Source organism: Piscirickettsia salmonis LF-89 = ATCC VR-1361, from assembly GCF_000297215.2.
Taxonomy (GTDB): domain Bacteria; phylum Pseudomonadota; class Gammaproteobacteria; order Piscirickettsiales; family Piscirickettsiaceae; genus Piscirickettsia; species Piscirickettsia salmonis.
Genome location: NZ_AMFF02000129.1, coordinates 3243 through 28389 on the forward strand (window position 1 = coordinate 3243; position 25147 = coordinate 28389).

21 protein-coding genes and 1 pseudogene are annotated in these 25147 nt (G+C 39.6%); 8 read left to right on the top strand and 14 right to left on the bottom strand.

The window, feature by feature from the left end; all coding sequences use genetic code 11:
• Positions 1-15: 15 nt before the first annotated feature.
• The 3 genes from C200_RS11820 to C200_RS11830 form a co-directional block, all read right to left on the bottom strand.
• Complete coding sequence (locus C200_RS11820; RefSeq protein ID WP_016209897.1) at positions 16-258, bottom strand: hypothetical protein; 243 nt, start codon at positions 256-258, stop codon at positions 16-18.
• Between the two features lie 320 nt (positions 259-578).
• Positions 579-1919, bottom strand: a complete 1341-nt coding sequence (locus C200_RS11825) for an ATP-binding protein (protein WP_016209889.1) — start codon at positions 1917-1919, stop codon at positions 579-581.
• A 62-nt stretch (positions 1920-1981) separates the two neighbouring features.
• Positions 1982-2695: a response regulator transcription factor gene (locus tag C200_RS11830; RefSeq protein WP_016209885.1), complete on the bottom strand. Its 714-nt coding sequence runs from the start codon at positions 2693-2695 to the stop codon at positions 1982-1984.
• A gap of 168 nt (positions 2696-2863) precedes the next feature.
• Here C200_RS11830 and C200_RS11835 point away from each other — a divergent pair, with 168 nt between their 5' ends.
• On the top strand, positions 2864-3355 hold the full coding sequence (locus tag C200_RS11835; RefSeq protein WP_016209894.1) for a Spy/CpxP family protein refolding chaperone: 492 nt from the start codon (positions 2864-2866) through the stop codon (positions 3353-3355).
• A gap of 143 nt (positions 3356-3498) precedes the next feature.
• Here the strand turns inward: C200_RS11835 and C200_RS11840 are convergent, their stop codons facing one another.
• On the bottom strand, positions 3499-3990 hold the full coding sequence (locus C200_RS11840; RefSeq protein WP_016209887.1) for a hypothetical protein: 492 nt from the start codon (positions 3988-3990) through the stop codon (positions 3499-3501).
• A gap of 202 nt (positions 3991-4192) precedes the next feature.
• Between C200_RS11840 and C200_RS11845 the strand changes: the two genes are divergently transcribed.
• Together C200_RS11845 and C200_RS11850 are read left to right on the top strand one after the other, a co-directional pair.
• Positions 4193-5083 carry a Rossmann-like and DUF2520 domain-containing protein gene (locus tag C200_RS11845; protein ID WP_016209877.1) on the top strand — a complete coding sequence of 297 codons (891 nt, stop codon included), beginning with the start codon at positions 4193-4195 and terminating at the stop codon, positions 5081-5083.
• Between the two features lie 188 nt (positions 5084-5271).
• Positions 5272-5871 (top strand): Maf family protein, encoded by a 600-nt coding sequence (locus tag C200_RS11850; RefSeq protein ID WP_080664826.1) that lies wholly within the window; start codon positions 5272-5274, stop codon positions 5869-5871.
• Between the two features lie 80 nt (positions 5872-5951).
• Here the strand turns inward: C200_RS11850 and sppA are convergent, their stop codons facing one another.
• Together sppA and C200_RS11860 are read right to left on the bottom strand one after the other, a co-directional pair.
• On the bottom strand, positions 5952-6890 hold the full coding sequence (sppA, locus tag C200_RS11855; RefSeq protein WP_016209878.1) for a signal peptide peptidase SppA: 939 nt from the start codon (positions 6888-6890) through the stop codon (positions 5952-5954).
• Between the two features lie 51 nt (positions 6891-6941).
• Positions 6942-8036: an FUSC family protein gene (locus C200_RS11860; RefSeq protein WP_016209895.1), complete on the bottom strand. Its 1095-nt coding sequence runs from the start codon at positions 8034-8036 to the stop codon at positions 6942-6944.
• A gap of 124 nt (positions 8037-8160) precedes the next feature.
• Here C200_RS11860 and nhaA point away from each other — a divergent pair, with 124 nt between their 5' ends.
• Complete coding sequence (nhaA, locus tag C200_RS11865; protein WP_016209883.1) at positions 8161-9477, top strand: Na+/H+ antiporter NhaA; 1317 nt, start codon at positions 8161-8163, stop codon at positions 9475-9477.
• A gap of 54 nt (positions 9478-9531) precedes the next feature.
• Here nhaA and C200_RS11870 read toward each other — a convergent pair whose 3' ends face one another.
• Both C200_RS11870 and C200_RS11875 read right to left on the bottom strand, forming a co-directional pair.
• Complete coding sequence (locus C200_RS11870; RefSeq protein ID WP_016209893.1) at positions 9532-14421, bottom strand: NAD-glutamate dehydrogenase; 4890 nt, start codon at positions 14419-14421, stop codon at positions 9532-9534.
• A 92-nt stretch (positions 14422-14513) separates the two neighbouring features.
• On the bottom strand, positions 14514-14738 hold the full coding sequence (locus C200_RS11875; protein ID WP_230583227.1) for a DUF2835 family protein: 225 nt from the start codon (positions 14736-14738) through the stop codon (positions 14514-14516).
• 188 nt (positions 14739-14926) lie between these two features.
• Between C200_RS11875 and C200_RS11880 the strand changes: the two genes are divergently transcribed.
• The 3 genes from C200_RS11880 to C200_RS11890 are packed head-to-tail and all read left to right on the top strand — an operon-like array spanning position 14927 to position 19773.
• The gene (locus C200_RS11880; RefSeq protein ID WP_016209876.1) at positions 14927-16849 is read left to right on the top strand and encodes a PrkA family serine protein kinase; all 1923 of its coding nucleotides are present in this window, start codon (positions 14927-14929) and stop codon (positions 16847-16849) included.
• Positions 16850-16870: 21 nt separating this feature from the next.
• Complete coding sequence (locus C200_RS11885; protein WP_016209888.1) at positions 16871-18166, top strand: YeaH/YhbH family protein; 1296 nt, start codon at positions 16871-16873, stop codon at positions 18164-18166.
• Positions 18163-19773 (top strand): SpoVR family protein, encoded by a 1611-nt coding sequence (locus C200_RS11890; RefSeq protein WP_016209898.1) that lies wholly within the window; start codon positions 18163-18165, stop codon positions 19771-19773. Before C200_RS11885 ends, C200_RS11890 begins: the two co-directional genes overlap by 4 nt.
• A 106-nt stretch (positions 19774-19879) precedes the next feature.
• On the opposite strand, the gene dsbG is transcribed toward C200_RS11890, so the two are convergent.
• A complete protein-coding gene (gene dsbG / locus C200_RS14615; RefSeq protein ID WP_016209882.1) occupies positions 19880-20773 on the bottom strand; it encodes a thiol:disulfide interchange protein DsbG in 894 nt (297 codons plus the stop codon).
• Between the two features lie 109 nt (positions 20774-20882).
• Here dsbG and C200_RS11900 point away from each other — a divergent pair, with 109 nt between their 5' ends.
• Positions 20883-21506, top strand: a complete 624-nt coding sequence (locus tag C200_RS11900; RefSeq protein ID WP_016209884.1) for a site-2 protease family protein — start codon at positions 20883-20885, stop codon at positions 21504-21506.
• 76 nt (positions 21507-21582) lie between these two features.
• On the opposite strand, the gene C200_RS11905 is transcribed toward C200_RS11900, so the two are convergent.
• The 5 genes and pseudogenes from C200_RS11905 to C200_RS11925 all read right to left on the bottom strand — a co-directional run.
• Positions 21583-21855 (bottom strand): hypothetical protein, encoded by a 273-nt coding sequence (locus tag C200_RS11905; RefSeq protein ID WP_016209879.1) that lies wholly within the window; start codon positions 21853-21855, stop codon positions 21583-21585.
• 69 nt (positions 21856-21924) lie between these two features.
• Positions 21925-22623: a tRNA (adenosine(37)-N6)-threonylcarbamoyltransferase complex dimerization subunit type 1 TsaB gene (tsaB, locus tag C200_RS11910; RefSeq protein WP_016209891.1), complete on the bottom strand. Its 699-nt coding sequence runs from the start codon at positions 22621-22623 to the stop codon at positions 21925-21927.
• A gap of 146 nt (positions 22624-22769) precedes the next feature.
• Positions 22770-23339, bottom strand: coding sequence for an outer membrane beta-barrel protein (locus C200_RS11915; protein ID WP_016209896.1), 570 nt, complete (start codon positions 23337-23339; stop codon positions 22770-22772).
• 314 nt (positions 23340-23653) lie between these two features.
• Entirely contained in the window at positions 23654-24280 is a 627-nt protein-coding gene (locus C200_RS11920) for an outer membrane protein (protein ID WP_016209892.1), read from the bottom strand.
• Positions 24281-24485: 205 nt separating this feature from the next.
• Positions 24486-25147 (bottom strand): annotated as a pseudogene (locus tag C200_RS11925) (hypothetical protein); the annotation flags it as partial.

Genomic DNA, 25147 nt, shown 5'->3' on the forward strand with positions numbered 1-25147 from the left:
TCCTTATTGTATTTTTTAACCTACTGATATTATGTCAGAAACTGTTAATCCAGCGCTATAACTGTAATGATCACACTCAGCTTGCTCAAGGCTACTTAACGGATGATGATAAAAAGGCCATACAGGAAAGTAGCTGACACTCTGCCAACTATATTTATAATCATTATCTTCGACTTTAATCGCGTGATTAAGCATAGCCCGTAATGTATCAAGCCGATAAGCGCAGCGATGTGAAACATCAGCAGAATCCATTGCCATAACTCAATCCCTATATGTTGACTCTATTGTTCTTTAATTGTTGAGTGATAAGATGAGTTCCCTGCATTTTTTACATCCTTTTCACTAATTATTGCTATTTTACCAGATTAATCTTCTATTTAAGATCGAATCATTCGGTAATTTACCAAAAATTACTTATCATTGCGAGTATTATTAAATTTAAATTAAAATAAATCAGATAATAGCAGAAGGGGCTAATAAATAGCCCGTGCTAATTTAGCAATTAACTAAGTTATATAAGTTATATAAGTTATATAAGTTATATAAGTTATATAAGTTATAAATGAAATGCATTTCACTTATAAAGGCAAATGAATATCGATGACTAAACCATGTGGCTTTTTATTATAAGCATGAATAGAGCCATGATGAACCTCAACTACCTGCTTAGCAATGGCAAGCCCTAAACCATAACCACTGGCCTGACTGCGATTGGTCCGATAAAAAGGATCAAATAAAGTATCCAGTTCGACTTCAAACACCCCACTCCCACTATCTTCTACTGAGATAATCACACTGCTCTCATCATAACGGCTTGAGACTCTCACCTCAGTGCCAGGCTCAGTATGAAAAAGTGCATTGCGTAGAATATTCTCTACGGCTGCACTCAGCCACCGGGCATTGGCATTGATTTGATCGACATTAAAGTCTGTCACAATACTGTTCTTGCGCTCACTTAACTCAAACTGAGCATCTTGTACAATGCTCGTTAATAATGCCGTTAGATCACATGGCTCTTTGACGAGCTCTGCACTTTTTAAGCGAGTTAAGAATAAAATCTCACCAATTAAGTCATTTAAGCGCTCAGCCTCTAAACCGATACGGTCAAGCTCAGTGTGACTTTCCTCACTAGCACGGTGACGAGCGAGCTCTAAAGCCACTTGCAAGCGCGCCAATGGTGAACGCAGCTCATGTGAAACATCACGTAGCATACGCTCTTGCGATGTCATCATATGCTCAATTTGCACAGCCATCCGGTCAAACTCACGACCTAACTCAGCAAACTCATCATAGCCACTAAGTTCGGTGCCCACACGGTGCTGAAAGTTACCACGGCTAATTTCTTTCACAGCAAGTTGCAAATTGCGTAACGGCCGTGTTAAATAACGAGATAATAACCAGCATAAAAAGCCAATAGTAATTGCAGCAATTAACAGTTGCGACCACATTTGTACCAGCTTTTCACCAAAACCTGCTCTGATCATTTCCGGCGGCAAGAGCAATACTAAACGATAATTGCGACCATCAACCTCAACAACAGCACTTAAGCGCAAATCACGGTTGACTTTAACAACCCGGCGAGGCGTTGCCTTTAATCCAACAATTAACGATTTTTTAATTTGACGAGGTAATGGCAAGCCTTCAACCAGGTCAGGACGATCAGTATCGACTAGAAAAGTCCTCACACCCGTTGTGTGAGTAACACGTCGCGACCACTGATAAAAACGCTCTGGACCACCCTGACGTAATGCTGTTTCTGCAGCAGCGCGATAACTATTAATAAAACGCTGCTGCCAAACCGGCACTTGACGCGCTTGATCAAAGTGCTCAGCAAGCCAAACTGACCCAAGCATCAACGCTACCATAGAAAGCCAAAACCAAATAAAAATACGCCAATAAAGATTCAGTTTTTTTTTCACAACACATTACAATCTATAATTTTATGGTCTTAGTTAAGCGAGTATTTAGTATTTAGGTTAACTTAGCTGTTAATAACATCACAACGATAGCCCATACCACGGACGGTGGTAATTCGCGCATCATTTAATCCTGCACTGCTAAGCTTCTTTCTTAAATTACTTAAGTGCACATCCAAGCTACGATCAAACACTTCAATCGGTCGCCCTAAAACCTGCTTACTCAACGCATCTTTTGAAACAACACGGCCACAAGAGCGCAATAAAATCTCAAGAATACGATACTCCGTTGCTGTAACAGTGACCTTTTCACCTAAACAAAATACCGAGCAAGAAGCCGCATCGAGCTCTAGCTCGCCCACCGTGATTTTATCTTCATCTTTCTTATTATGATCGATTGGCTTAGCTGTTGTTCTTCTAAGCACCGCCCTTAAACGCGCAACCAATTCACGCGGGTTGCACGGCTTAGGCAAATAGTCATCAGCACCTAATTCTAATCCCACAATACGATCGACTTCTTCACCACGTGCAGTTAACATCAACACCGGGGTTTCTATTTGCTGCTTACGCATTTCTTTTAGGACATCAAAACCACTTTGCCCAGGCAACATCACATCTAGCACCGCGACATCATAATGCTGCGCTTGCAGTTGTGATAACGCTTCATCACCATGATGAACCGCTTTTACGTTGAATTCTTCCACCGTCAAATAACGAATCAATAGCTCACAAAGCTCCAAATCATCATCAATAAGCAGTACATTTGCATTTTTTGACATAACAGCCTCCTTCGAACACCTGCAAGATTATTACATAACCACCCAGATAAATAGTATCTTTTTTTTGTTTTACTGAATCTTTACCCAAGTTTTGCTAGCTGTTGACTCACAAAAAAAATCAATTTTTATATACTCAAAGTGGTCAAATCAAACTAAAGGAACCCCCTTATGAGAGCATTAAAAAAAACAGCAATTAGCCTACTACTTGCGTCATCTTTCGTTTTACCTGTTGCAAGCTTTGCAGCAAACAATGGGAACGATGGTATCGTCGGTCCTGCCGCTGTCAACCCACCCCCTCCAGGAAAACATAAAAAAATTAAGGCACATGGCATGCCACTCAAGCAGTTTTTTCAAAAGCTTGACCTCGACCCGGCTCAACAAAAAAATGTAATTTCAATTCTGAAGGATACACGCCAGTCAAGTCAAGCCGAAATGAAGCAATTGCGCCAGTCACGAGGCCAAGTCCGCCAACTGATTATGAACGATACATACACCCCAAAAAAAGCACAGGCTATTTTGCAAAAACGTAGTCAATTCATGGATAAAGTGATTGAAAATAAAGTCAAGGCTGAAGCACGCATCTACGCTGTATTAACGCCGGCACAAAAAGATAAGCTAAAAAGCCACTTTGAAATGCTAGAACGTCTTCGTGCCTTTTAATGATTAATTTTCAATTATTTTTCCACAGCATTCAACCACAATAACACACATTATATAGATATATAAGTCAACCAGCTAACTGTCTTATATATCTATCTATTTTAAGTTCTTAACATCACTCGTATCATCTTAAAAGCATTTACCTAGGGTTTATCTAAGCAAGTCAATTGACCGAAATCGCCTTTATTACAGTGATAGCCACACTTAATATCACTCATATTTTGTATGCACTCTTGATCTGGCTTTTGTGCACATGTCCACTGCCCAGCAAAGCTCTTGCAATCATAACCACATACTTTTTGACCAAACTGTTTGTGGCAGCGATAAGGTTTACTGGCTTGTGTTTTTCCTTTGTGCGTATTGATATTAATATTCACCTCTGCCGGCTGATTACTTAATTGATATTGATAACCTTGGCGATACGCGGCATTAAGCTGGCTTTGGTTTGCAGGGCAACCTGCAGCATAGCTCATTTTCATATCCTCACCATGGCGTGCAGCATTCAATCCTTGGCTATAAGCTGCATCCGTCGTACAGTTTTGCGCAACCCAAGCCTGCATCATCTGCGCACAACCAGTTAACAATAATCCTGCTAAAATAACGCTTACGCTAATCAATAATTTTAAATAACGCATACAGCTTCCCCATTCATGACTTTAACCACTTTAAAACATTAATCAAAATTGGCATTACTGTATAACAGACTCAGAGACTTTTCCATCAAAAGCAGACCACCACCTTGATTTTTATTCTAAATTGCTTTAGATATAACTACTCGTACATTTATAACGATACATAAATAAACATTTATAAACATAATATAAAAGGCAAATTACCATGCAAACACTTCCTCTAGTCAATATTATCGGTGCGGGGCGTGTCGGCCAAACACTTGCGCATTTACTTTATAACAAAAAACTTGCCACCATCCAAGATGTCTACTGTCGCACACAAGCACATGCGAAAGCCGCTTGCCACTTTATTGGCTCAGGCCAGGCCATTCATGACCTTGATCAAACACGCTCTGCTAACATTTACCTACTCACCGTCCCAGATGCTTACATCAAGACTATTTGTGAAAAATTAACTTTAAGCCAGTCTGTTAGATTTAAAAACAGCACCATTATCCATTGCTCAGGTGCATTAAGCGCAGAAGAAACTCTTATGTCTGCTCAATTACGTGGAGCACATATTGCCAGCGCCCATCCGGTATTATCTTTTTCCTCACCAGAACAAGCAATACTCAACTATTCAGGCACTCTTTGTGGTATCGAGGGCTCACCAGTAGCAACTGAAAAGTTAACCCAGCTATTTAGCGCATTAGGAGCCAGTCCTTTTGAGATTAGCAGCACAAATAAACCGCTCTATCATGCCGCATGTGCCCTTAGCAATAACTATACTTATGTGCTCTCCCATCTTGCTAGCCAGTTACTTGAACATGCGGGCCTTGCCACAGATTTCGCTAAACACATTTCTCTAACTATGATAGAAAGCGCACTCAATAACTTACAAACCCTTTCGCCGCAACAAGCTTTAACCGGCCCAATTGCCCGTGCAGAGCATTCAACAATTAATAATCACCAGCAAGCAATTGCCGAGATAAAAAATACAGAGGTCGCAGAACTTTACCAAAAACTCGGCGAATACTGTGTCAATCACCTCACTAGCCATACTCTGGATATCAAAGCTGAACTCATCAAGCAGCTAACGCCTAAAAAAATCAAATAACAAATAAATAACAAATAAATAACAAATAAATAACAAATAAATAACAAATAAATAACAAATTAGATGACTAATTTAATAAAAGCAGAATCAAGCTGGATGCCAACATAAACATCCCTTGCTATAGATTCAGTCAAATAACTCTCCTATAATGACGCTCCAAAGCGAAAGTTGATTTATAGTAGTTTTTCATGAGAAATTTAAAAATGCACCTGGTCTTGGCTTCTTCATCTCCTTATCGAGCAAAGCTATTACAACGTTTAGGGCTAAAATTTAGTCAATACTCACCCAACATCGATGAAACGCCACATCAGCATGAGGATATTGCTGATCTGGTCCAACGCCTAGCAAAAGAAAAAGCCCATGCCGTAGCTGAACATTATCAAAGTAACCAGCAGCTGATTATCGCCTCAGACCAAGCCGCTATATTGGATCAACATATTCTAAGTAAGCCATACACCCACGATAATGCAATTAAGCAACTTAGTGCTTGCAGTGGCCGTGCAGTGACCTTTTTTACCAGTCTATGTCTGCTAAACACCACAACCAGCGAATCTCAACTTACAGTAGAGCCCTTTAGCGTGCACTTTCGCAAACTAAGTACGCAAGAAATCGAGACATACTTAAAGCGTGAAAAGCCTTATCAATGTGCTGGTAGTTTTAAATCAGAGGGCTTAGGAATCAGCTTGTTTGAAAAAATGGTCGGTGATGACCCAAATAGTTTAATTGGCCTACCCTTAATCAAGCTCGTGCAATTTTTAAAAAACCAAGGGATTAACCCGCTGGCCTAAAGTCTAAGACTATAACAAAGCATATATAAAGAGCCTGTTAAGTATCCAATACAACTAACAGGCATAAAAATTAACAAGTATTAACTTAAATGGATATTAGCCGCCATAGTGTGCAATGCATGAGTAAATATGGTGCTAACACGCTGACTCAACTCACCCCACAGTCCTGGCTTAACGGTATAGTCAACAATTTGAGGTGCTTTGATCACCTGGGCTGCAACCTGACGATAACTACCAAAATGATCGACTAAGCCAAGCTTCTGTGCTTGCAAGGCAGTCCAAACTAACCCTGAAAAAATCTCTGGGTTATTTTTCAATCGTTTGCCCCGCCCTTGTTTGACATCAGCAATAAAGACCTCATGCACGCTTTTTAGCATAGTCAAAGCAAATTCTTTTTGCTCTTCACTCATAGGAGAAAATGGATCCAAAAAACCTTTATTTTTACCAGCAGTTAAAACTCGTGATTCCACTCCAAGCTTTTTCATCGCTTCAGTAAAGCCAAAGCCATTCATAATCACACCAATAGAGCCAATAAGACTTGCAGGTTGTGCATAAATTTCATGTGCTGCTGATGCGACATAGTAAGCACCTGAAGCACATGCATCCTCACACACTGCATACACTTTTTTTTCGGGGTGTTTTTTTTCTAAGCGACGAACTTCATTATAAATTTCCTCAGACTGTACCGGGGATCCTCCAGGGCTATTAATTCTCAAAATAACGCCTTTAACCTGTGAATTTTTAAATGCATTGTGTAAGCCCTGAATCACATGATCTGCACTTGTCTCAGTGCCCGCAGCAATCACTCCGGAAACATCAATTTCTGCCGTGTGTGGTAGGCTCACCATCGACTCTTTTTTATTCACAAAAAAAGTTGCTGTTATAAATACAATATAAGCTATAAAAAATAACTTAAAAAAGATACCCCAACGCCGTTTTGTTTTTTGCTCTTTGACAATCGAAAAAACCAAATCATTAATTACATCCTTCTCACCATGAGGTGGTTTATCTTTAAACATTTCTTCTCCAAATAATTTAATAAATTTTAAATTAAAATATTAAATACCGTTTTAATTCTTAACCAGCGCTTGCTGAAGTATAAAGTTAAATCGTACCAACTCTTCCCAAAGGTGCTCCATGCTATGCAAAAAAGCATAAAGATGGATATGGTGTTGAGCAGACTGATTCGCTGCTTGCTGCTGAATCACCTGGCGCAAACGAACCAATTTATTGTCATCAAACACAAATCCATCTTCAATAGGATCAGGGTAACACTTAAGCTGCTCCGACCAACAATGCAATAATGCAATGACATGCTGAGCAAGCGCCTGTGTATCAGTATGGCCTCGTAACCACACGGTATCGTCCCTTGATAAACTTAAGCTATAGCGGGTTTCTAAAATCTGCCGAAAAACTCGCTTTAACTGAACCAAGCTATCTTTACATAAACCCAAATCAAAAGATAGCTTTTTACACTCAAGCCAAGCCTTACTTTCCTCAGCAAGTTTATTTTGCTCAGCAAAAGACTGACTAATTACAGCAATTTTGTCTATTTCAAATGCTGAATTTTCAAGTCGAGTGAAAACTGTATGCTTAGAAAAACTATCCTCACACAGCAGCACTAAGTCCCTTAATGTTGCTGATATAGAAAGTAACAACTCTCGCCGCGCATAAATGGGCAAGCATATTTTTGAAATAACAAGGCTAATCAATACCCCAATCAAAACATCCACAGCTCTTAACATGCCTTCAGCCACTCCAAGTTTAATAGAGCCTGTAAGCGCAATAATCGCAAATGTTACAGTTCCCAATACGCCAACATAAGAGTAGCGCTTACTTCCTGCTAAATAAGCAAAGCCAAATGCAACAATAAATAATATCAACATTTCAGCAATAAAGTTTCCGCCCCAGCCGGTCAACAAAAATAAGCCAGCAGCAACCGCCCCAATCACCGTTGCAGCACTACGCGCAATTGACTTATCTTCTGCGGCACCCACAGTAACCTGTGCTCCCATAACAACAGCAACAGTAATAATCACCCATTGACCATGATCTAAATTAAAAGCACGAAAAACAATCAAAGCAATCAAACAGGCAAGTGCTGTTTTAAATGCATGGATCACCCGATAAGAGACTAAGAGGTTAACCCACCACTTTACTTTCATTAACACTTTTATCTCCTTTTATAATTTGCTATAAACTATAACAAAATAAGATGTTAAAAGCCTATTGATATACGCTAGGCCTAATTTAAACTTTCAGTAATCAATCATTAATTAAGGTGACTGTATGTTAAGTCGTCAAATACGAAAATTCCAAGATACTTTCGAACTTTTCTTAAGCAACCAGGCCAGTGGCGGTATATTACTCATACTCTGCACTATAATTGCCTTAATCGCTGCAAATTTACCACTAACACAACCTATTTATACCCTATCACATGATTTGCCCTTAGGCATTCAAATTGGCCAATACACACTGATTAAGCCAACCTACCATTGGGTAAATGATGGCTTAATGGCAATTTTCTTTCTTCTTGCCGGCCTTGAAATTAAACGTGAGATTATGGCAGGGGAGCTTAGTCAATTTAATAAAGCACTGTTACCGGTCAGTGCTGCAATCGGTGGTATGATTGTCCCCGCACTTATTTTCATCAGCTTAAACTCAACAGGTATTGCAGCCAAAGGCTGGGCAATCCCCATGGCAACGGACATCGCTTTCGCCATAGGCGTCTTGTCCTTACTGGGCAACCGCATCCCCCGCAGCTTGATTATCCTGCTCACCGCAATTGCCATTGTCGATGATTTAGGTGCAGTCACAGTTATTGCTCTTTTTTATACAAAAAAAATTGCAGCGGACTACCTAATTTATGCCGCCTTCTCCTTTGTTATTTTATTATTAATAAACTTAGCAGGTATTCGTAAACTCTCTATTTATCTGATAATCGGCACTATTTTATGGCTTTTTTTATTAAAATCTGGTGTTCACGCTACAGTTGCTGGAGTCTTGCTTGCCTTTACCATTCCTGGAAAAAATAAACCTTTACCAAAAAACTTTACGAAACTATCCCAAAACACACTGGATGAAGTGAAAAGTAATGCTTTAAGAAATCAGGGACAAAATAATGAACATATAAAAGCATTAATACACTATCTAGAAGACCTTATTCACCATGCAAAAACACCATTACAACGCTTAGAGCATGCACTACACAAGCCTGTTATGTTCATTATTGTTCCTATTTTTGTATTAATTAATGCAGGAATTTCTTTTAACCACTTAAATATGAAATATGCTTTAACTTCACCCTTAACTATAGGAATTATTCTCGGGCTTATTTTAGGAAAAATCATCGGCATATTTGGCACTGTCTTTTGCCTAGTAAAAGCAAAACAAATAAAGCTTCCTCAGGGCATTCAACTACGCCATATGTTTGCCTTAAGTCTACTTGCCGGCATTGGTTTTACCATGTCTATATTTATTGCTGACCTCGCTTTAAGTAATCAACCAACATTACTAAACTCTGCCAAACTTGGTATTTTAATCGCATCAATTATTGCCGGCAGCTTAGGTTACTTTTTATTACGCCAAATAAGTAAAAAATAAGCGCTAGAACTAGCGCTTAAATTTATCAAGTAAATTAAAATATAAAAGCAGGTGTTAATTCGAACCTGCTTCAGCCTCTAATTCAAGCTGTGATTGTGATGTCGATTGCGAGATATCAATCAATTCACGCATCGCGACAAAAAACATAACAAAGTCACGAACATTACTCGCACGCAAATCACTCACCATGCTATTCCAACGATCAATCATATGCTCATATTCAGCAATCCAACCATCTAAACGCTCATTGATCTCATCAGAGCCCTCTTCAAAGCTCATCACACCGATAGTCAAGCCACGTTGCTGCCAATCCAGATCATCACGCAAGGCGGCTCGAGCAAGTGCTTCCCAATAGTTTTGCACCAAATGTTCACCAAGAATAAAGCGGAACCAACCCAAACTTAAGCGATGATTCAAGATAAAGTAAACTCGCGCTACTTCCTCTACAGTAAAATTATGGATATTAGCCGCTTCAACAATATCCAATGCAGAATACATAAAGCGCAACCCAGCCATCTTCATAGCCAAGTGTTCAGGTACGCCCTCTTCAATAAAGCTTGCCAGCTTATTATTAAAGTACTGCGCGTCCTCACCATCTAATAAGGTTGGCAATGCGGTAAACAAGCCTTCAACTTCAGAATAAAACTGAGTTGATGCTTTAACAATATCCAAGTTCTTACGGCGATTACGCAAAAACCAACGAGTACCCCGACGAATCACTCGAGTAACCTCACGCATCATTTCCATCTGCAGCTTCGGATCAACTTGACCATCTAGCTCTTCAATGGCTGCCCACGTGCCATCAACATCAAATACACGCGCCGCCACCATATAAGCCCGCGTGATTTCAGAAATCTGACTACCTGTTTCATCACGCAAACGACTAACAAATGTCACACCCATATAATTAGTCATTGAATTGGCTAATTGTGTGGCAACAATCTCACGGGCCAAACGATGCTCACGCATTTGTTTACTGTAAGATTTACATAACACTTGAGGAAAAGCCGCTTCTAAACATTTAAAAAATGCAGGGTCGTCAACAACATCAGAAGCAACTAGCTCTTGTTTGAGCACATTTTTGCTATATGCCAGAACAACCGCAAACTCGGCAAAGGTTAAGCCTTTTTGCTCTGCTTTACGCTCTTGTAAGGCTTCATCATCCGGTAAAAATTCAATTTCCCGATTCAAATGCCCTTGACGTTCTAAATCACGAATCTGCCGAACATATAAATCTAAAGCCTCAATGCCTTGCCTCACTGCCACATTAATCGCTTGCGTTTGACGATAATTATTATGTAAACATAGCTCGCCCACTTCATCTGTCATCTGAGCTAACAGTTCATTACGTTGCTTTTCTGTCATATCACCATTGGCAACAATCTCATTTAGCAAAATTTTGATATTAACTTCATGGTCAGAACAATCAACACCGGCAGAGTTATCAATAAAGTCGGTATAACACGCACCACCTTTTAAGCCAAACTCAATACGAGCGCGTTGAGTTAAACCTAAATTACCCCCTTCACCAACCACTTTACAATTTAAATCACTGGCATTAACCCGCACACTATCATTTGCACGATCACCAACATCACCATCATTTTCTTTAGTCGATTTAACATATGTGCCAATCCCTCCATTCCAAACCAAGTCAACCTTTGCCTTTAACAAGGCTTTAATCACATCATTTGGAATCATCACATCATCATCAACCCCGAGTAATTCTTTAATTTCAGGAGTCAGGCGAATGAATTTTGCCGAACGTTTAAAAACACCCCCACCTTTTGAAATTAACTTAGAGTTATAATCTGCCCAAGTCGACCCAGACAACTCAAATAAACGCTGGCGTTCAGCATAGCTCGTCGCCGAATCTGGAGTAGGATCAATAAAAATATGCATATGGTTAAATGCACCCACTAAGCGAATATGGCGACTTAGCAGCATACCATTACCAAATACGTCTCCTGCCATATCCCCAATACCAACGACAGTAAAATCTGTCGTTTGACAGTCGATACTTAAGTGTTCACGGAAGTGACGCTTGACTGACTCCCACGCTCCCCGTGCGGTAATGCCCATTTTTTTATGGTCATAGCCAACACTTCCTCCAGAAGCAAAGGCATCATCTAACCAAAAACCATAATCACGCGCAACTCCATTGGCAATATCAGAAAATGTCGCCGTGCCCTTATCAGCCGCAACAACTAAATAAGGGTCATCTTCGTCATAGCGTACAACATCAACAGGCTTGACAATATCACCACTATTTAAATTATCAGTGATATCTAATAAGCCACTGATAAAGATTTTATAACAAGCAATGGCTTCTTTAAGCACCTCATCACGACTCCCTTCCGGCAGGTTTTTCGGAACAAAGCCTCCTTTTGCCCCCTGTGGAACAATCACTGAATTTTTCACCTGCTGTGCTTTCATTAGGCCTAAAATTTCTGTACGGAAATCTTCACGGCGATCAGACCAACGTAAGCCACCCCGTGCAACTTTCGCTCCACGCAAGTGCACCCCTTCAACACGCGGTGAATAAACAAACACTTCATATGCCGGTCGAGGCAAGGGCAAATCAGGAATTAAATCAGGTGAAAATTTATAAGAAACATAATCTTTCATCTGACTGTCATTTGTTTTTTGATAAAAATTCGTTCTTAGCGTCGCTTTCATTAAATCTAGAAAGCGCCGCAAAATTGTATCTTTATCTAAATTAGTCACTTCATCATCTAATAATTTTAAAACTTTTTGTTCTATTTTATTAAAATTATCTGAATTATTTTTTTGTGGGTGAAAGCGTGCTTCAAATGCTGAGGCAATCAGCTTGGCAATTTTCGGATGCTCATTAAAGGTATCTTCCATGTAGGGCTGACTGAACTTAAAGCCCGTTTGCAATAAATACTTAGCATAAGCACGAATCGACGTAATTTCTCGCCAAGAAAGGCCAGCATTCACAACTAAGCGATTAAAACTATCATTTTCAACCTTGCCATACCAAAGCTGCAAGAACATTTCATGAAAAGACTCACGTAGACGATCAACATCAAGCTCACCAGCAGTGTCCTGCTCTAGAGTAAAATCAGAGATCCATACCGTCGTCGCGCCTTTTTGCATTTTAAGCTCATAAGGGCGTTCACCTAATACACGCAAGCCCATATTTTCCAACATAGGCAAAACAATGGAGAGCTCGACTGGCTCGTCTTGAATAAATACTTTAAACCGTAACCGTGAAGAAGATTCTTCAAGACGACGATAAAAGCTCATGGCAATTTCTTTGCCTTTAATAATGTCCTCAACATGTTCGACATCAACAACGGCGGTGCGTGCCATAAAGTCTTCTTGATAAGCCAAAGGAAAAGCTTCGCTGTATTTTCTTGCAAGTAAAGCACCTTTACTTTCACCAAAACGCTCAACAAGCACATCATGCAAATCATCAGACCACTCACGCGCTGCACCGATCAGCTTTTGCTCAAGTTCTTTTAAATTAATATCAAGCGCACCATCTGTGGGTTTTACCCGGATAATAATATGAATACGAGCAAGAACTGATTCTGAAAATAATGTTGTAAATTCAGAAGACTGGCCATTGAGCTCTTCTATTAAAATATCTTGCATTTTATGGCGTAAACGTGAATTAAAGCGATCACGTGGTAAATAAACCAAACACGAGTAAAAACGCCCATAAGTATCACGACGCATAAATAAACGAATACGTTGACGTTCTTGCAAGTGTAAAATGCCGGAGGCCATCTCAAATAATTCATCATCCGGCGCCTGCAATAAGTCATCCCGCGGAAAAGTCTCTAGAATATTGAGTAATGCTTTACCTGCATGACCTTGAACAGGAAAACCTGCGCGCTCCAAAATCCGCTCAACTTTTAAGCGTAACAATGGAATCGTTCTTGGGTTACTGTTATAGGCCGTTGAGGTATATAAACCGATAAAGCGACGTTCACCAATCAATTTACCCTTGTCACTATAGCACTTCACACCAATAAAATCGGTATAGGCTGGGCGATGAACCGTCGCCCGTGAGCTGGTTTTAGCAACAATTAAAGGCGGTGAAACGGATAAAGAAATCTCACGCGCTTCAGGCGGCAGGGCTGAAATATCACGCTTATCCGCAGATGAACGGTCCCGTAGCACCCCCAAGCCTGTCCCCTCAATAGCACGAAGCACTTCCTCACCAGGCTTACCAGATAGCTCATAATCACAACAGCCCAAAAAAGTAAAGTGATTATTGTGCACCCACCTTAAAAATTCGATAGACTCTTTTAATTCATCGGCATCAATCGCTTTAGCATTTTTGTTAAGCTCTTCGACCATACCAGAACACGCTTCACGCATTTTTGGCCAGTCTTCAACAGAAACAGAAACATCATGTAAGACTTGTAATAATTCTTTTTTCAAAGACTCAAGCACTTCATCATCGATCTGACGGTCAATTTCAATATAAATCGGTGCCTCGGTTGTCACATCCTTGACACGATTATTTTTTGTCCAAGGCAGTACTTTGGTAATTTGATGTTTATCATTGCGCTGGAACTTCATTCCACCAACATGAATGACCAGGTGAATTGTCACTCCGCGACGATTCAGCACCATGCTCAATGAGTCAACTAAAAACGGCATGTCATCATAACCGACTTCAATCACAGTATGCGTTGACTGCCAGCCATGCTGCTCAAAATTTGGGTTATAAACCCGCACTTTTGCTTCTTTGGCTTTGCGCTGATAAATAAAATTCCAATGTGACATTGCCGCACCATATAAATCAACAATGTCTCTTGAGGCTAAGTCTTCATAGGAAACGACATTATAAAGCTGCCGCACAAACTCAGCGACTATGGGTGCTTGTTTTTCTGCAACCTTTTCATTAACAAGTGTTACAACATTCTCAACTATATCTGTTACATTATCAGTGACCAACCGAGTCATGTTTCACCCTTATGTTTTTAATATCTAATTCTATTAGTTCTAAAGCTGAATCATACGCTTCCCACTAGCGTTTTAAAACCTTTTATAAACAATTATGATGTTATTTTTTTTACTGCAACGCACTTACCATCCACTGAGTATTCTATTTCAAATAAGCCATAGACCCCTTGACAATTAACAAGCTGCCGCAATAGATTCGCAGGGAACTGTACTCGGCGCCCATAAATATCTTGCACATAAACAATGCCTGCTTGGCCCTGGTAATAACGCATCACTTGTTCGTATGAAAGATTCAAATAAAAGCGAGTCGTTGGCATTTGGCCTCCTAAGTTATCTTTCTTACTTTCATTTTTAGCTAACTTGATTACATTGAGTGGAAAAAAACCTTGCTTCATCATCCGTCGTATACGAATATTGTAATAGATAGGATTAGTTTAACCACTCATTTTGCATCAACATTAAAAACAGCAATGTTGGTCAAGAAGGGAGCTGCGAGGAAGCGCATATGGATATTTTTAGCCAATTCTCCGATCGTTATGAATCTCAACGTCAAGAAGAAATCACTATCGAGGAATACTTAGAACTTTGCAAAGAAGACCCTCTTGCTTATGCAAATGCTTCAGAACGGATGCTTATGGCAATTGGAGAACCAGAATTTATTGATACACGTAACGACCCGACATTAAGCCGTATTTTTGCTAATAAAGTAATTAAGCGTTACCCTGCTTTTAAAGACTTTTATGGCATGGAAGAAGTCATTGAGCAAATCGCCGCCTATTTTCGTCATGCAGCTCAAGGCTTAGAAGAGCAAAAACAAATCCTTTATTTATTAGGTCCTGTCGGTGGTGGCAAATCGTCTCTTGCTGAAAAATTAAAATCACTCATCGAGAAAGTGCCATTTTATGCAATTAAGGACTCGCCCATTAATGAGTCACCTCTAGGCTTATTTTCAGCAGAAGAAGACGGTGAATTACTCGAAGAAAAATATGGCATTCCTCAACGCTATCTTGGTAAAAGCATGTCTCCTTGGGCGAGTAAACGTTTACATGAGTACAATGGCGATATCCGTAAATTTAAAGTAGTTAAAATATGGCCATCCGTACGTGACCAAATCGCGGTGACTAAAACTGAGCCTGGTGATGAAAATAACCAAGACATATCATCACTTGTTGGGAAAGTAGACATTCGCATGCTTGAACGGTATTCACAAAACGATCCAGATGCCTATAGCTATTCCGGTGGTTTATGCTTAGCTAACCGCGGCCTACTCGAATTCGTTGAGATGTTCAAAGCTCCTATTAAAGTCTTGCATCCTTTATTAACGGCAACACAAGAAGGCAATTATAATGGCACCGAAGGCATCGCCGCTATTCCTTTTGACGGCATCATCATGGCCCATTCGAATGAGTCAGAGTGGCAATCTTTTAAAGGCAATCGTAATAATGAAGCATTTTTAGATCGTATTTTTATTGTTAAAGTCCCTTATTGCCTAAGGTTATCGGAAGAAAAGCAAATCTATGAAAAGCTGGTTAACTCAAGCTCTTTAAGAGGCGCTCAATGCGCACCTGGGACCTTGGAGATGATGGCACAATTTTCTGTACTCTCTCGCCTTAAAGAGCCAGATAACTCAAGCATTTATTCAAAAATGAAAGTCTATAATGGTGAAAACCTAAAAGATACGGACCCTAAAGCTAAGTCGTACCAAGAATATCGTGATTACGCTGGCGTGGATGAAGGAATGACCGGGCTGTCAACACGCTTCGCCTTTAAAATTATCTCCAAAGTCTTTAATTTTGACCATACTGAAGTTGCGGCTAACCCAGTGCACTTATTCTATGTCTTAGAAACTCAAATCGAACAAGAACAATTCCCTTCAGAAATTGCTGAGCGCTACCTATCTTATATTAAAGGCTACCTGGTTCCCCAATATATCGAATTTATTGGCAAAGAAATCCAAACCGCATATCTTGAATCATATTCTGAATACGGACAAAATATTTTTGATCGTTATGTCACTTATGCTGACTATTGGATTCAAGATCAAGAATTCCGTGACCCAGATACCGGAGAAATTCTAGACCGCCAATCTTTAAATGAAGAGCTAGAAAAAATTGAAAAGCCTGCAGGTATTAGCAATCCAAAAGATTTCAGAAATGAAATTGTTAATTTTGTCTTGCGTGCCCGTGCAAATAATAAAGGCAAAAATCCAGACTGGACAAGTTATGAAAAATTGCGGGCAGTTATCGAGAAAAAAATCTTCTCAAATACTGAAGAACTGCTACCCGTTATCTCGTTTAATGCAAAATCTTCTGTTGAAGATAAGAAGAAACATAAGGATTTTGTCAACCGCATGACTGAAAAAGGCTATACAGAAAAGCAAGTCCGCTTACTGTGTGAATGGTACTTACGCGTCCGCAAATCTTCATAAACAATACGATAAGGAGCGTCTATGTCACAATTTATTGACCGACGTTTAAATGGCAAGAATAAAAGTGCGGTTAACCGCCAGCGCTTTATTCGCCGTTTTAAACAACAGATAAAGCGTGCTGTTGCTGATGCAGTATCAGGGCGCTCCATCACAGACCTTGAAAGTGGTGAAAAAGTATCTATCCCAGCAAAAGATCTCTCTGAGCCGCATTTTCATCATGGTGAAGGTGGCCGGCGTGAAATAGTTCACCCAGGCAATGACCAGTTTATTGCTGGTGACCGCGTCAAACGTCCACAAGCCGGTGCGGGTGGGCGAGGCAGCAATGCCAGCGATAGCGGTGAAGGCGAAGATGATTTTGGCTTCGAAATTTCTCGCGATGAATTCCTTGAGCTATTTTTTGAAGACTTAGAACTGCCTAATTTAACCAAACAAAAAGTTGGCAAAACAGAAGTCTTTGACTCTGTTCGCGCCGGCTTTAGTGTCACAGGAACCCCTCCTAGTATCAGTATTGTGCGCTCCTTTAGAAATGCACTCGCTCGTCGTATTGCCTTAGCCGGCCCCTATCGGGAAGAAATTGACCTGCTCGAAGAAAAGTTACAACAAGAAAACCAAAATGATAATAAAAGCACAAGAGCTGAGGATGAACGTACTGGCGATGATAACAATAACGTTATTCAAATAAAACAAGATATCCAATTCCTTAAAAAAAGAATTAAAAGCATTCCCTTTATCGATAGCTTTGATCTGCGCTACCATTCTCGTGTCAAGCAACCAAAACCCACCACACAGGCAGTTATGTTTTGCTTAATGGATGTCTCAGGGTCCATGGACCAAGCAAAAAAAGACATCGCCAAACGTTTTTTTATTTTACTGTATTTATTTTTAAATCGGACATATGAGCATATTGATGTTGTATTTATTCGACATCATACCTCAGCAAAAGAAGTCGATGAAGAAGAGTTTTTCTATTCACGAGAAACCGGAGGCACCGTTGTTTCAAGCGCACTTGAATTAATGAAAGATGTGATGGCTGAGCGTTACCCTACTTCTGAGTGGAATATTTATGGTGCTCAAGCCTCAGATGGTGATAACTGGAATAGTGATTCGCCTCGCTGTCGCGACTTGTTACTCACTCACATTATGCCTCATGTTCAATACTTTGCTTACACTGAAATTATGTCTCGTCACCATCAAAGCTTATGGGATGCCTATCTAGAGGTGAGCGAAGCTTGCCCGCATTTTTCCATGCAAAATATTGATAGTGTAAAAGACATTTATCCTGTCTTTAGAAAACTTTTTAAAAGGCAAGCGGCATGACAATTACAAAAGCAGAAGATAAAAAATCTCAAAAAAAATCACCAAACAAGGCAGGCAAAAAAGCAGCCACATCGAAAACAGCACGCAAAAAAGAAAATTACCTCTCTGAATCATCGGAATGGACATTTGAACTTTTAGAAAAATACGACCGCGAAATCAAGCGTATTGCTCATGAAAAGTTTAAACTCGATACTTATCCTAATCAAATTGAAATTATTTCTGCTGAACAAATGATGGATGCTTATGCCTCATCGGGTATGCCTATTCACTACAATCACTGGTCTTATGGCAAACACTTTCTTTCAACAGAAAAAACGTATCGCCGTGGCCAAATGGGGTTAGCCTATGAGATTGTTATTAACTCTGACCCCTGCATTTCCTATCTGATGGAAGAAAATACCATTGCTATGCAAGTTCTCGTTATTGCTCACGCCTGCTATGGCCATAATTCTTTTTTTAAAAATAATTATCTTTTTAAAACCTGGACAAATGCAGATGCAATCATAGATTATCTTGTTTTCGCAAAAAAATATATCCGCGAATGCGAAGAAAAGCATGGCATTAATGCTGTTGAAGAAATTCTCGACTCCTGTCATGCCTTAATGAATTATGGTATTGACCGCTATCGTCGCCCGAACAAACTGTCTATCGCTGAAGAGCGAGAGCGCCAAATTAAACGTGAAGAACACCTGCAGTACCAAATCAATGAGCTTTGGCGAACAATTCCAAAAAAAGATGAAGAAGCACAAGACAATAAAAAGAAGCGCTTTCCTGAAGAACCTGAAGATAATTTACTCTATTTCTTTGAAAAAAATGCGCCTTTGCTGGAACCTTGGCAGCGTGAACTCGTACGCATTGTCCGTAAAATGGCGCAATATTTTTATCCACAGCGCTTAACCAAAGCGATGAATGAAGGCTGGGCATGTTTTTGGCATTACACCATTCTTAATGAAATGTATGCTGAAGGACTAGTTAACGATGGCTTTATGCTTGAGTTTCTTACCTCACATACCAGTGTTATTTATCAGCCCCCCTATAACAGCCCTTATTATAGTGGCATTAATCCATACTCCATTGGCTTTAATATCATGAGTGATATCCGCCGTATCTGCGAAGAGCCAACTGACGAGGATTATTATTGGTTCCCAAATATTGCAGGAAAGGACTGGCGAGAATCTATTGAGTTCGCTATGCGTAATTTTAAAGATGAAAGCTTTATTGCTCAATATCTTTCACCAAAAGTCATGCGAGATATGAAGCTATTTTGTATCCTAGACGATGATGAAGATAATGAGCTTGAAATTACGGCGATTCATAACGAACAAGGCTACCGTAAAGTGCGTCAAACCATCTCTGAACAATATAACCCAGGCAATCTAGAGCCACGTATTCAAGTCTATAATGTTGATTTGCGCGGCAATCGCTCATTAGTCTTAAGGCACCTAATGAATAATCGACGGCCACTCGATAATAAAAGTGCACACGAAATGCTCAAGCATGTCTACCGCCTGTGGAACTTTCCAATTATTCTTGAAGCCATCACTCCAGAAGGTAAAGTCATTAAAACATATCACTGCCCACCCAGAGAGCCGGCACCAGAAAGCTAAAAGCTAACCGACTTATTAAGGGGTAGTTAATTCATACCCCTTGTTACACCCTCATTTTAAAATCTTATAAATCTCTATACAGTCCTTATACTAACAAAAGCTAGAGCTAAGCTTTGTTGCTTTTCACTGGCAGTTTACCTATATTATCAACAAAAGCCTCTAATTTCTCACGTGGATAACCAGGTAGCACCTGACTTTCACCCTGCTTGTTCTTATAAATCACCACAGGTGTGCCTTGCATACCATTTTTCTCAAAAAATGCCATATTCTTTTTTAATGCCATCTTTACAGCTATAGAAATATCATTTTCAGCCAGAGGTGCTATTCCACCGCTTTCTGTTTTTAGATCAAATGTTTTTTCATCTTGCACCAATAAAGCCGCTGGGTTCTTAGCAGATAAGATTGCTGCCGCTTTCCCCTCACTATCCTGTTTTAAAAAAGCAACCATAATCCAACGAATCGATAACTGGCCACGTTGTATGTAAGGCTGTAAATTTTTATAAAATATATGACAAATCGAACAATTAGGCTCAGCAACCAAATAAATTTGGTGAGGCGCATCTTCTTTACCCTCCAAGAACCAGTGCGTCTTAGCTGCCTCTTGAAGTAATTGACTTGCAACCTTAGGCTGAATATTTTTATTAACATAGCTTGCCGTTAAATTATTAGTATCTTGATCAAATAAAGTACCAAAAAAAGCGAATTGACCCGAGTCATTTGCATAGATGACTAACGGCTGGCCCTCATGTTTTGGCTTAATCACAAAGCCTTTAATATTGAAGCCTGCATCAAATTCATTACTTACATCAAATTGATTCTGAGTAATTTTCATCACCAAATCTTTTGCCATCACTGAGCTGGCTGCAGCGATAGTCGGCTGCCGTTTCTCAATTTCTGCCTTTTTTATCGCCATGTTATTTGTATCTGTTGCATGCATCACCGCCGCACCCACTCCAATACCAATTACAGCAGTAATAACTAAACTAAATGCTTGCTTCATCAAACTGACCTTATTTTTAAATGCACCTATTCATACACAAGCATGCCTGAAAAGTGCTATCTTAGCTATGTGTTTGACCCTCAAGCTAACGGATAAAGATTAACAAAACATGATAGAACATTTAAATACAGCCCTTATTCTGGTGATTCCCATCCTAACTGCAATTATCTTCCATGAAATCGGCCATGGCTATATGGCAAAACTCTTGGGTGATCCAACGGCTGCTCAACAAGGGCGTTTAAGCTTGAATCCCTTTGCTCACATCGACCCTGTCGGTACCATATTAGTTCCAGTGCTACTTTACCTAGCCGGTGGTTTTATTTTTGGCTGGGCAAAGCCTGTACCAGTCAATTACAGCCAGCTATATTCCCCACGGCGTGACAGTGCCTTAGTCGCCATCGCAGGTCCTGCCATAAACTTTATCTTTCTTTTTATCTGGTCTGCTTTATTTGCAATAACAAGAGCACACTCCCCTGTACTCTACGCAATGAGTCTTGTAGGCATTCAAATTAATATTATTTTAATCGCTTTAAACTTATTGCCGATCCCACCTTTGGATGGCAGCCATGTTATCAGCAGTCTTCTGCCAACTCAACTTGCTTACTATTATGAACGCCTTTCTTTTCTTGGCTTTACTCTCATCATTTTGCTCGTTGCTTCAGGAATTTTTGGCCAGTACCTTCAGCCATTATTAACCGATGGCACTCAATTTTTCTCCCAACTCTTTATATAAAGATATATAAAAAACAGAGGGTCTTTTATATATTACCGACCATATTCTCATCATCATACCTTACAAAATTAAGACATTAAGCGTACAAGTCAACACGAGCAATCTGGCTCACGCCATGCTCTTGCTCTTTTTCTTTATTAGATACACACTGTTGATATGCTGCGACAGCACGCTCTGAATGAAGGTTAGGCTGAACTTGCCAATATTGATAATTTGCATAGTTCTCATGTTGTTGATGATTATCTTGCCTTTGCTTTTGAACCGAAGTAACTACCACTCCACGCACCTGAGTAGCAGAAGTCTGCACTACTGGAAAATAAGATGAGTGGGCAAGCCCAAGCACAGACATAAACATCCCTTTTTAGATTCTTAACTTTAAGCTAAGTACAATAAAATTTTAAAGTCAAATTTCACTAATTTAAAACAAGCATTTCGTTGATTTTTTAGCAATATTATCACGCAAGTAAACAGGCAGAGCATCTTCTAATGCAATCGTTTTTCCCTGTACCCATAAACTAGATGCTATTGGCAAAATATCCATCGCATGAGGCAGTGCATCATTAACCACGTTTATCAAAATATGACCTAACCGTTCATTAAGTACTTGCGAGTAACTTGCAAAGCCAGTACCAGCGCCATACCATTGCCTTGTTTCATCTATAGGCAACTCAATATGATCAGGCACACACACTCTCTCTATAATCAATTCTTGAGCACACTGCTTTTGATCAATTTCAAATCCGGCATAATACACCTCACCCATACGTGCATCAATTGCGGTGATCACTTTCCTCGAGCCATATTGGCGATAAGCTCCTTGCGCCAAAACTTTTAATGTGGATACTGAAATAAGCGGTACCTCTGCACCTAATGCTAAACCTTGCGCAAGACCACACGCAATGCGCACACCTGTAAAGGCGCCTGGACCGCGACCAAAAGCAACCGCATCTAACTCTTTGGCTTGAATACCTACCTGCGCTAAAATCTCTTTAATCATAGGTAATACCAACTCAGTATGTTGGCGTGGGGCGATACGGTGATCTACGATCACCTCATTATCTATTTGTAAAGCAACGGAACATGCTTCAGTTGCTGTTTCTAAGGCTAAGATTTTCATTATTCTTCCACCCGACTTTGCCACTCAATATCAAAATAACCGCCCTTATTCTAGCGTATAAAAAAAAGCCTGCAACTGCAGGCTGTTTCACTCTCGAAGATCTATAAATAAACAATACATAATGTACAAGTTACTGCAATTAGTATTTAGAATGTATATCTAACTCCAGCAAACACACTATCAATGCTAGGCACACCTTGGGTTGTCCCATTATCCATATCTTCACCAAAGACATGCTGATACGTTAAATTCACCTGCAAAGCCGGTGTTAGATTATAGCCCCCACCTAAGCCTGCCAACACTTTGGTGCCCGTATCACCGATTGCATCACCGGAAAGCTTTTGACGCATCAAACCTGCTTTTGCAAACACATCAAACTGTGAGTTAATATGCCATGTTGGCACAACAACAACATCTATTCCTGTTGACTTGTAATCTTTATCAACTCCACCAACCTTAAAGCTAGTCTTGCCATAATAGCCATAACCTAGCTCTGCACCCAAACCAAACATATCGTTAATATCATAATTATAACCGACAGCAACACGGCCACCGATTTTATTACGGTCTTTATCTGTACCACCAGATAAACCTAATTTACGCTGTAAGGTATAACCTGCTTGACCTTCAACATATACACCCGTTTGCGCAAAAGCGACTGCAGTTGCACCCATGCAACCGATAACAGCAGCAGCAAGCAATGTTTTTTTAATCATAACCACTCTCTCTTAACTAGATTGTTTTTTTAATCGTAAGGTCATGATGAAAGGTTTGAAAAATAAAGTCAACTACCCAGCATTAAGCCTGATGTTATAAGCTTTTAGAAAAAAAACATAAGGTCTTTTCCATTAAGATAAAATTAATGTGCCAACACCAATTATAGAAAATATAATTAAAAAACAAGTCGTCTGCTCTATAATTTTTATATAATCTCAAGCATACCAGCGATTAATCAAAATAAATTATCCTTAGATCACAAAAAAGCCTACGATTGTAGGCTTTTAATTTTAAAAAATAATACTAAATTATCCTAGAATGTATAACGCAGACCTAATAAGACCGAATTAATTGTAGCCACATCATTGTCACCAATATTATTAGAACTCAGATCATCACCAAAAATATGGGTATAAGTTAGGTTAACCTGCAAATTAGGTGTAAAATTATAACCAGCTCCTATGGCTAACAGCGGTTTCCACTCTTTATTATCTCCACTAATAGTTTGTCCATTCAATGTCAAACTTCCATTAAGATCTTCATACGCCATACCCGCTTTAGCAAAAAGATCAAACTGAGGATTAATATGCCAAGTGCCTACAGCAGAAATATCCCAAGCAGTTGACTTCACATTAAATGATTCTCCCCCAAAACTATACTCAGTTTTTCCATAGTAACCCCAGCCTAGCTCAGCACCGATGCCCCACATTGGATCAATATCATACATGTAGCCAACTGCCACACGACCGCCAATATTTTTATCATCTCTTGATACTAGTGCTAAATCTGGCAAGTCTTGCTGATTAACATAACCTAAAGCACCTTCTACATAAATACTATGGCCTGCTGGCATACTTAAAGGGCCACCACCAGCGATTGCTGTTCCAGATAAACCCAAGGCAGCTGTAACACTTGCAGCAATTAATATTTTTTTCATCATGAAAACTCTCTCCGTAAGATTTTTAGAATTTTTATTCTAACGCCGGCTTACTTTAACAAAGCTTATTAAGCTAAGTCAAACAACTAAAATAATAGAAGATAGTGCATCTTATTGATTGCTTTGATGAAATATCAAAAAATAGCCCGCTAAGCGGGCGACATGGTTATGTAAATGCATTCCTTGTTAATCAACATAAGGGCAATAGCTATAATTCATCAATATAACGTTGTTCAGTATCATCATTATCCATATAATGATCTCTAGTCCTCGTATGGTTAGGTTCATTACAGTACTCCCAACCAATTTTAGGGCATGATTTACTTCTTTTAGTAACTGGGTCCACACAAGAGCACTCGTACTCTCTGACAATACATACTCCATATCGTTTAGTGAAGGAAAAATAAGTAGTCCGATCATCTGGATGTACGGCCGGTCCCTTATCTTTTTCACCATAAAAACAACCAAAATAGTAGCCAAAACTAACATGTAAAAAGTAGCCATTTTTATTTTTAAGTCTTACAGAAAATATAGGATCAACGGATATCTTGTCAGTGTAAACAAGAGACCAGTCCATTGTTCTATGGACAGCAGTATCTGGAAATATAGGACAGTCTGCAAAATAAGTCCACTGCCATGGTCTCGAACCACTACTAGTATCTGCTAAACATTTCAGGCCCCATTTTAGCTTGCTAGGTTCATATATTATAAGGAACCTAGAATTTTTTAAATCATAATACGTTCTATTGTCCCCATATTGAGTGGTATAAATTTGATTGTAGCCTGGGTAATAAAAAGAGCCTATGCCCATGCTATTATAGCGCTCGATCAACAGTTTCTGACATACTATCAGTAGGTTAAAAAATACAA

Coding starts and splice junctions, on each gene's coding strand:
- C200_RS11820 (WP_016209897.1), bottom strand. CDS start 258: ATGGCAATGGATTCTGCTGATGTTTCACATCGCTGCGCTTATCGGCTT.
- C200_RS11830 (WP_016209885.1), bottom strand. CDS start 2,695: ATGTCAAAAAATGCAAATGTACTGCTTATTGATGATGATTTGGAGCTT.
- C200_RS11835 (WP_016209894.1), top strand. CDS start 2,864: ATGAGAGCATTAAAAAAAACAGCAATTAGCCTACTACTTGCGTCATCT.
- C200_RS11840 (WP_016209887.1), bottom strand. CDS start 3,990: ATGCGTTATTTAAAATTATTGATTAGCGTAAGCGTTATTTTAGCAGGA.
- C200_RS11845 (WP_016209877.1), top strand. CDS start 4,193: ATGCAAACACTTCCTCTAGTCAATATTATCGGTGCGGGGCGTGTCGGC.
- C200_RS11850 (WP_080664826.1), top strand. CDS start 5,272: ATGAGAAATTTAAAAATGCACCTGGTCTTGGCTTCTTCATCTCCTTAT.
- sppA (WP_016209878.1), bottom strand. CDS start 6,890: ATGTTTAAAGATAAACCACCTCATGGTGAGAAGGATGTAATTAATGAT.
- C200_RS11860 (WP_016209895.1), bottom strand. CDS start 8,036: ATGAAAGTAAAGTGGTGGGTTAACCTCTTAGTCTCTTATCGGGTGATC.
- nhaA (WP_016209883.1), top strand. CDS start 8,161: ATGTTAAGTCGTCAAATACGAAAATTCCAAGATACTTTCGAACTTTTC.
- C200_RS11870 (WP_016209893.1), bottom strand. CDS start 14,421: ATGACTCGGTTGGTCACTGATAATGTAACAGATATAGTTGAGAATGTT.
- C200_RS11875 (WP_230583227.1), bottom strand. CDS start 14,738: ATGCCAACGACTCGCTTTTATTTGAATCTTTCATACGAACAAGTGATG.
- C200_RS11880 (WP_016209876.1), top strand. CDS start 14,927: ATGGATATTTTTAGCCAATTCTCCGATCGTTATGAATCTCAACGTCAA.
- C200_RS11885 (WP_016209888.1), top strand. CDS start 16,871: ATGTCACAATTTATTGACCGACGTTTAAATGGCAAGAATAAAAGTGCG.
- C200_RS11890 (WP_016209898.1), top strand. CDS start 18,163: ATGACAATTACAAAAGCAGAAGATAAAAAATCTCAAAAAAAATCACCA.
- dsbG (WP_016209882.1), bottom strand. CDS start 20,773: ATGAAGCAAGCATTTAGTTTAGTTATTACTGCTGTAATTGGTATTGGA.
- C200_RS11900 (WP_016209884.1), top strand. CDS start 20,883: ATGATAGAACATTTAAATACAGCCCTTATTCTGGTGATTCCCATCCTA.
- C200_RS11905 (WP_016209879.1), bottom strand. CDS start 21,855: ATGTCTGTGCTTGGGCTTGCCCACTCATCTTATTTTCCAGTAGTGCAG.
- tsaB (WP_016209891.1), bottom strand. CDS start 22,623: ATGAAAATCTTAGCCTTAGAAACAGCAACTGAAGCATGTTCCGTTGCT.
- C200_RS11915 (WP_016209896.1), bottom strand. CDS start 23,339: ATGATTAAAAAAACATTGCTTGCTGCTGCTGTTATCGGTTGCATGGGT.
- C200_RS11920 (WP_016209892.1), bottom strand. CDS start 24,280: ATGATGAAAAAAATATTAATTGCTGCAAGTGTTACAGCTGCCTTGGGT.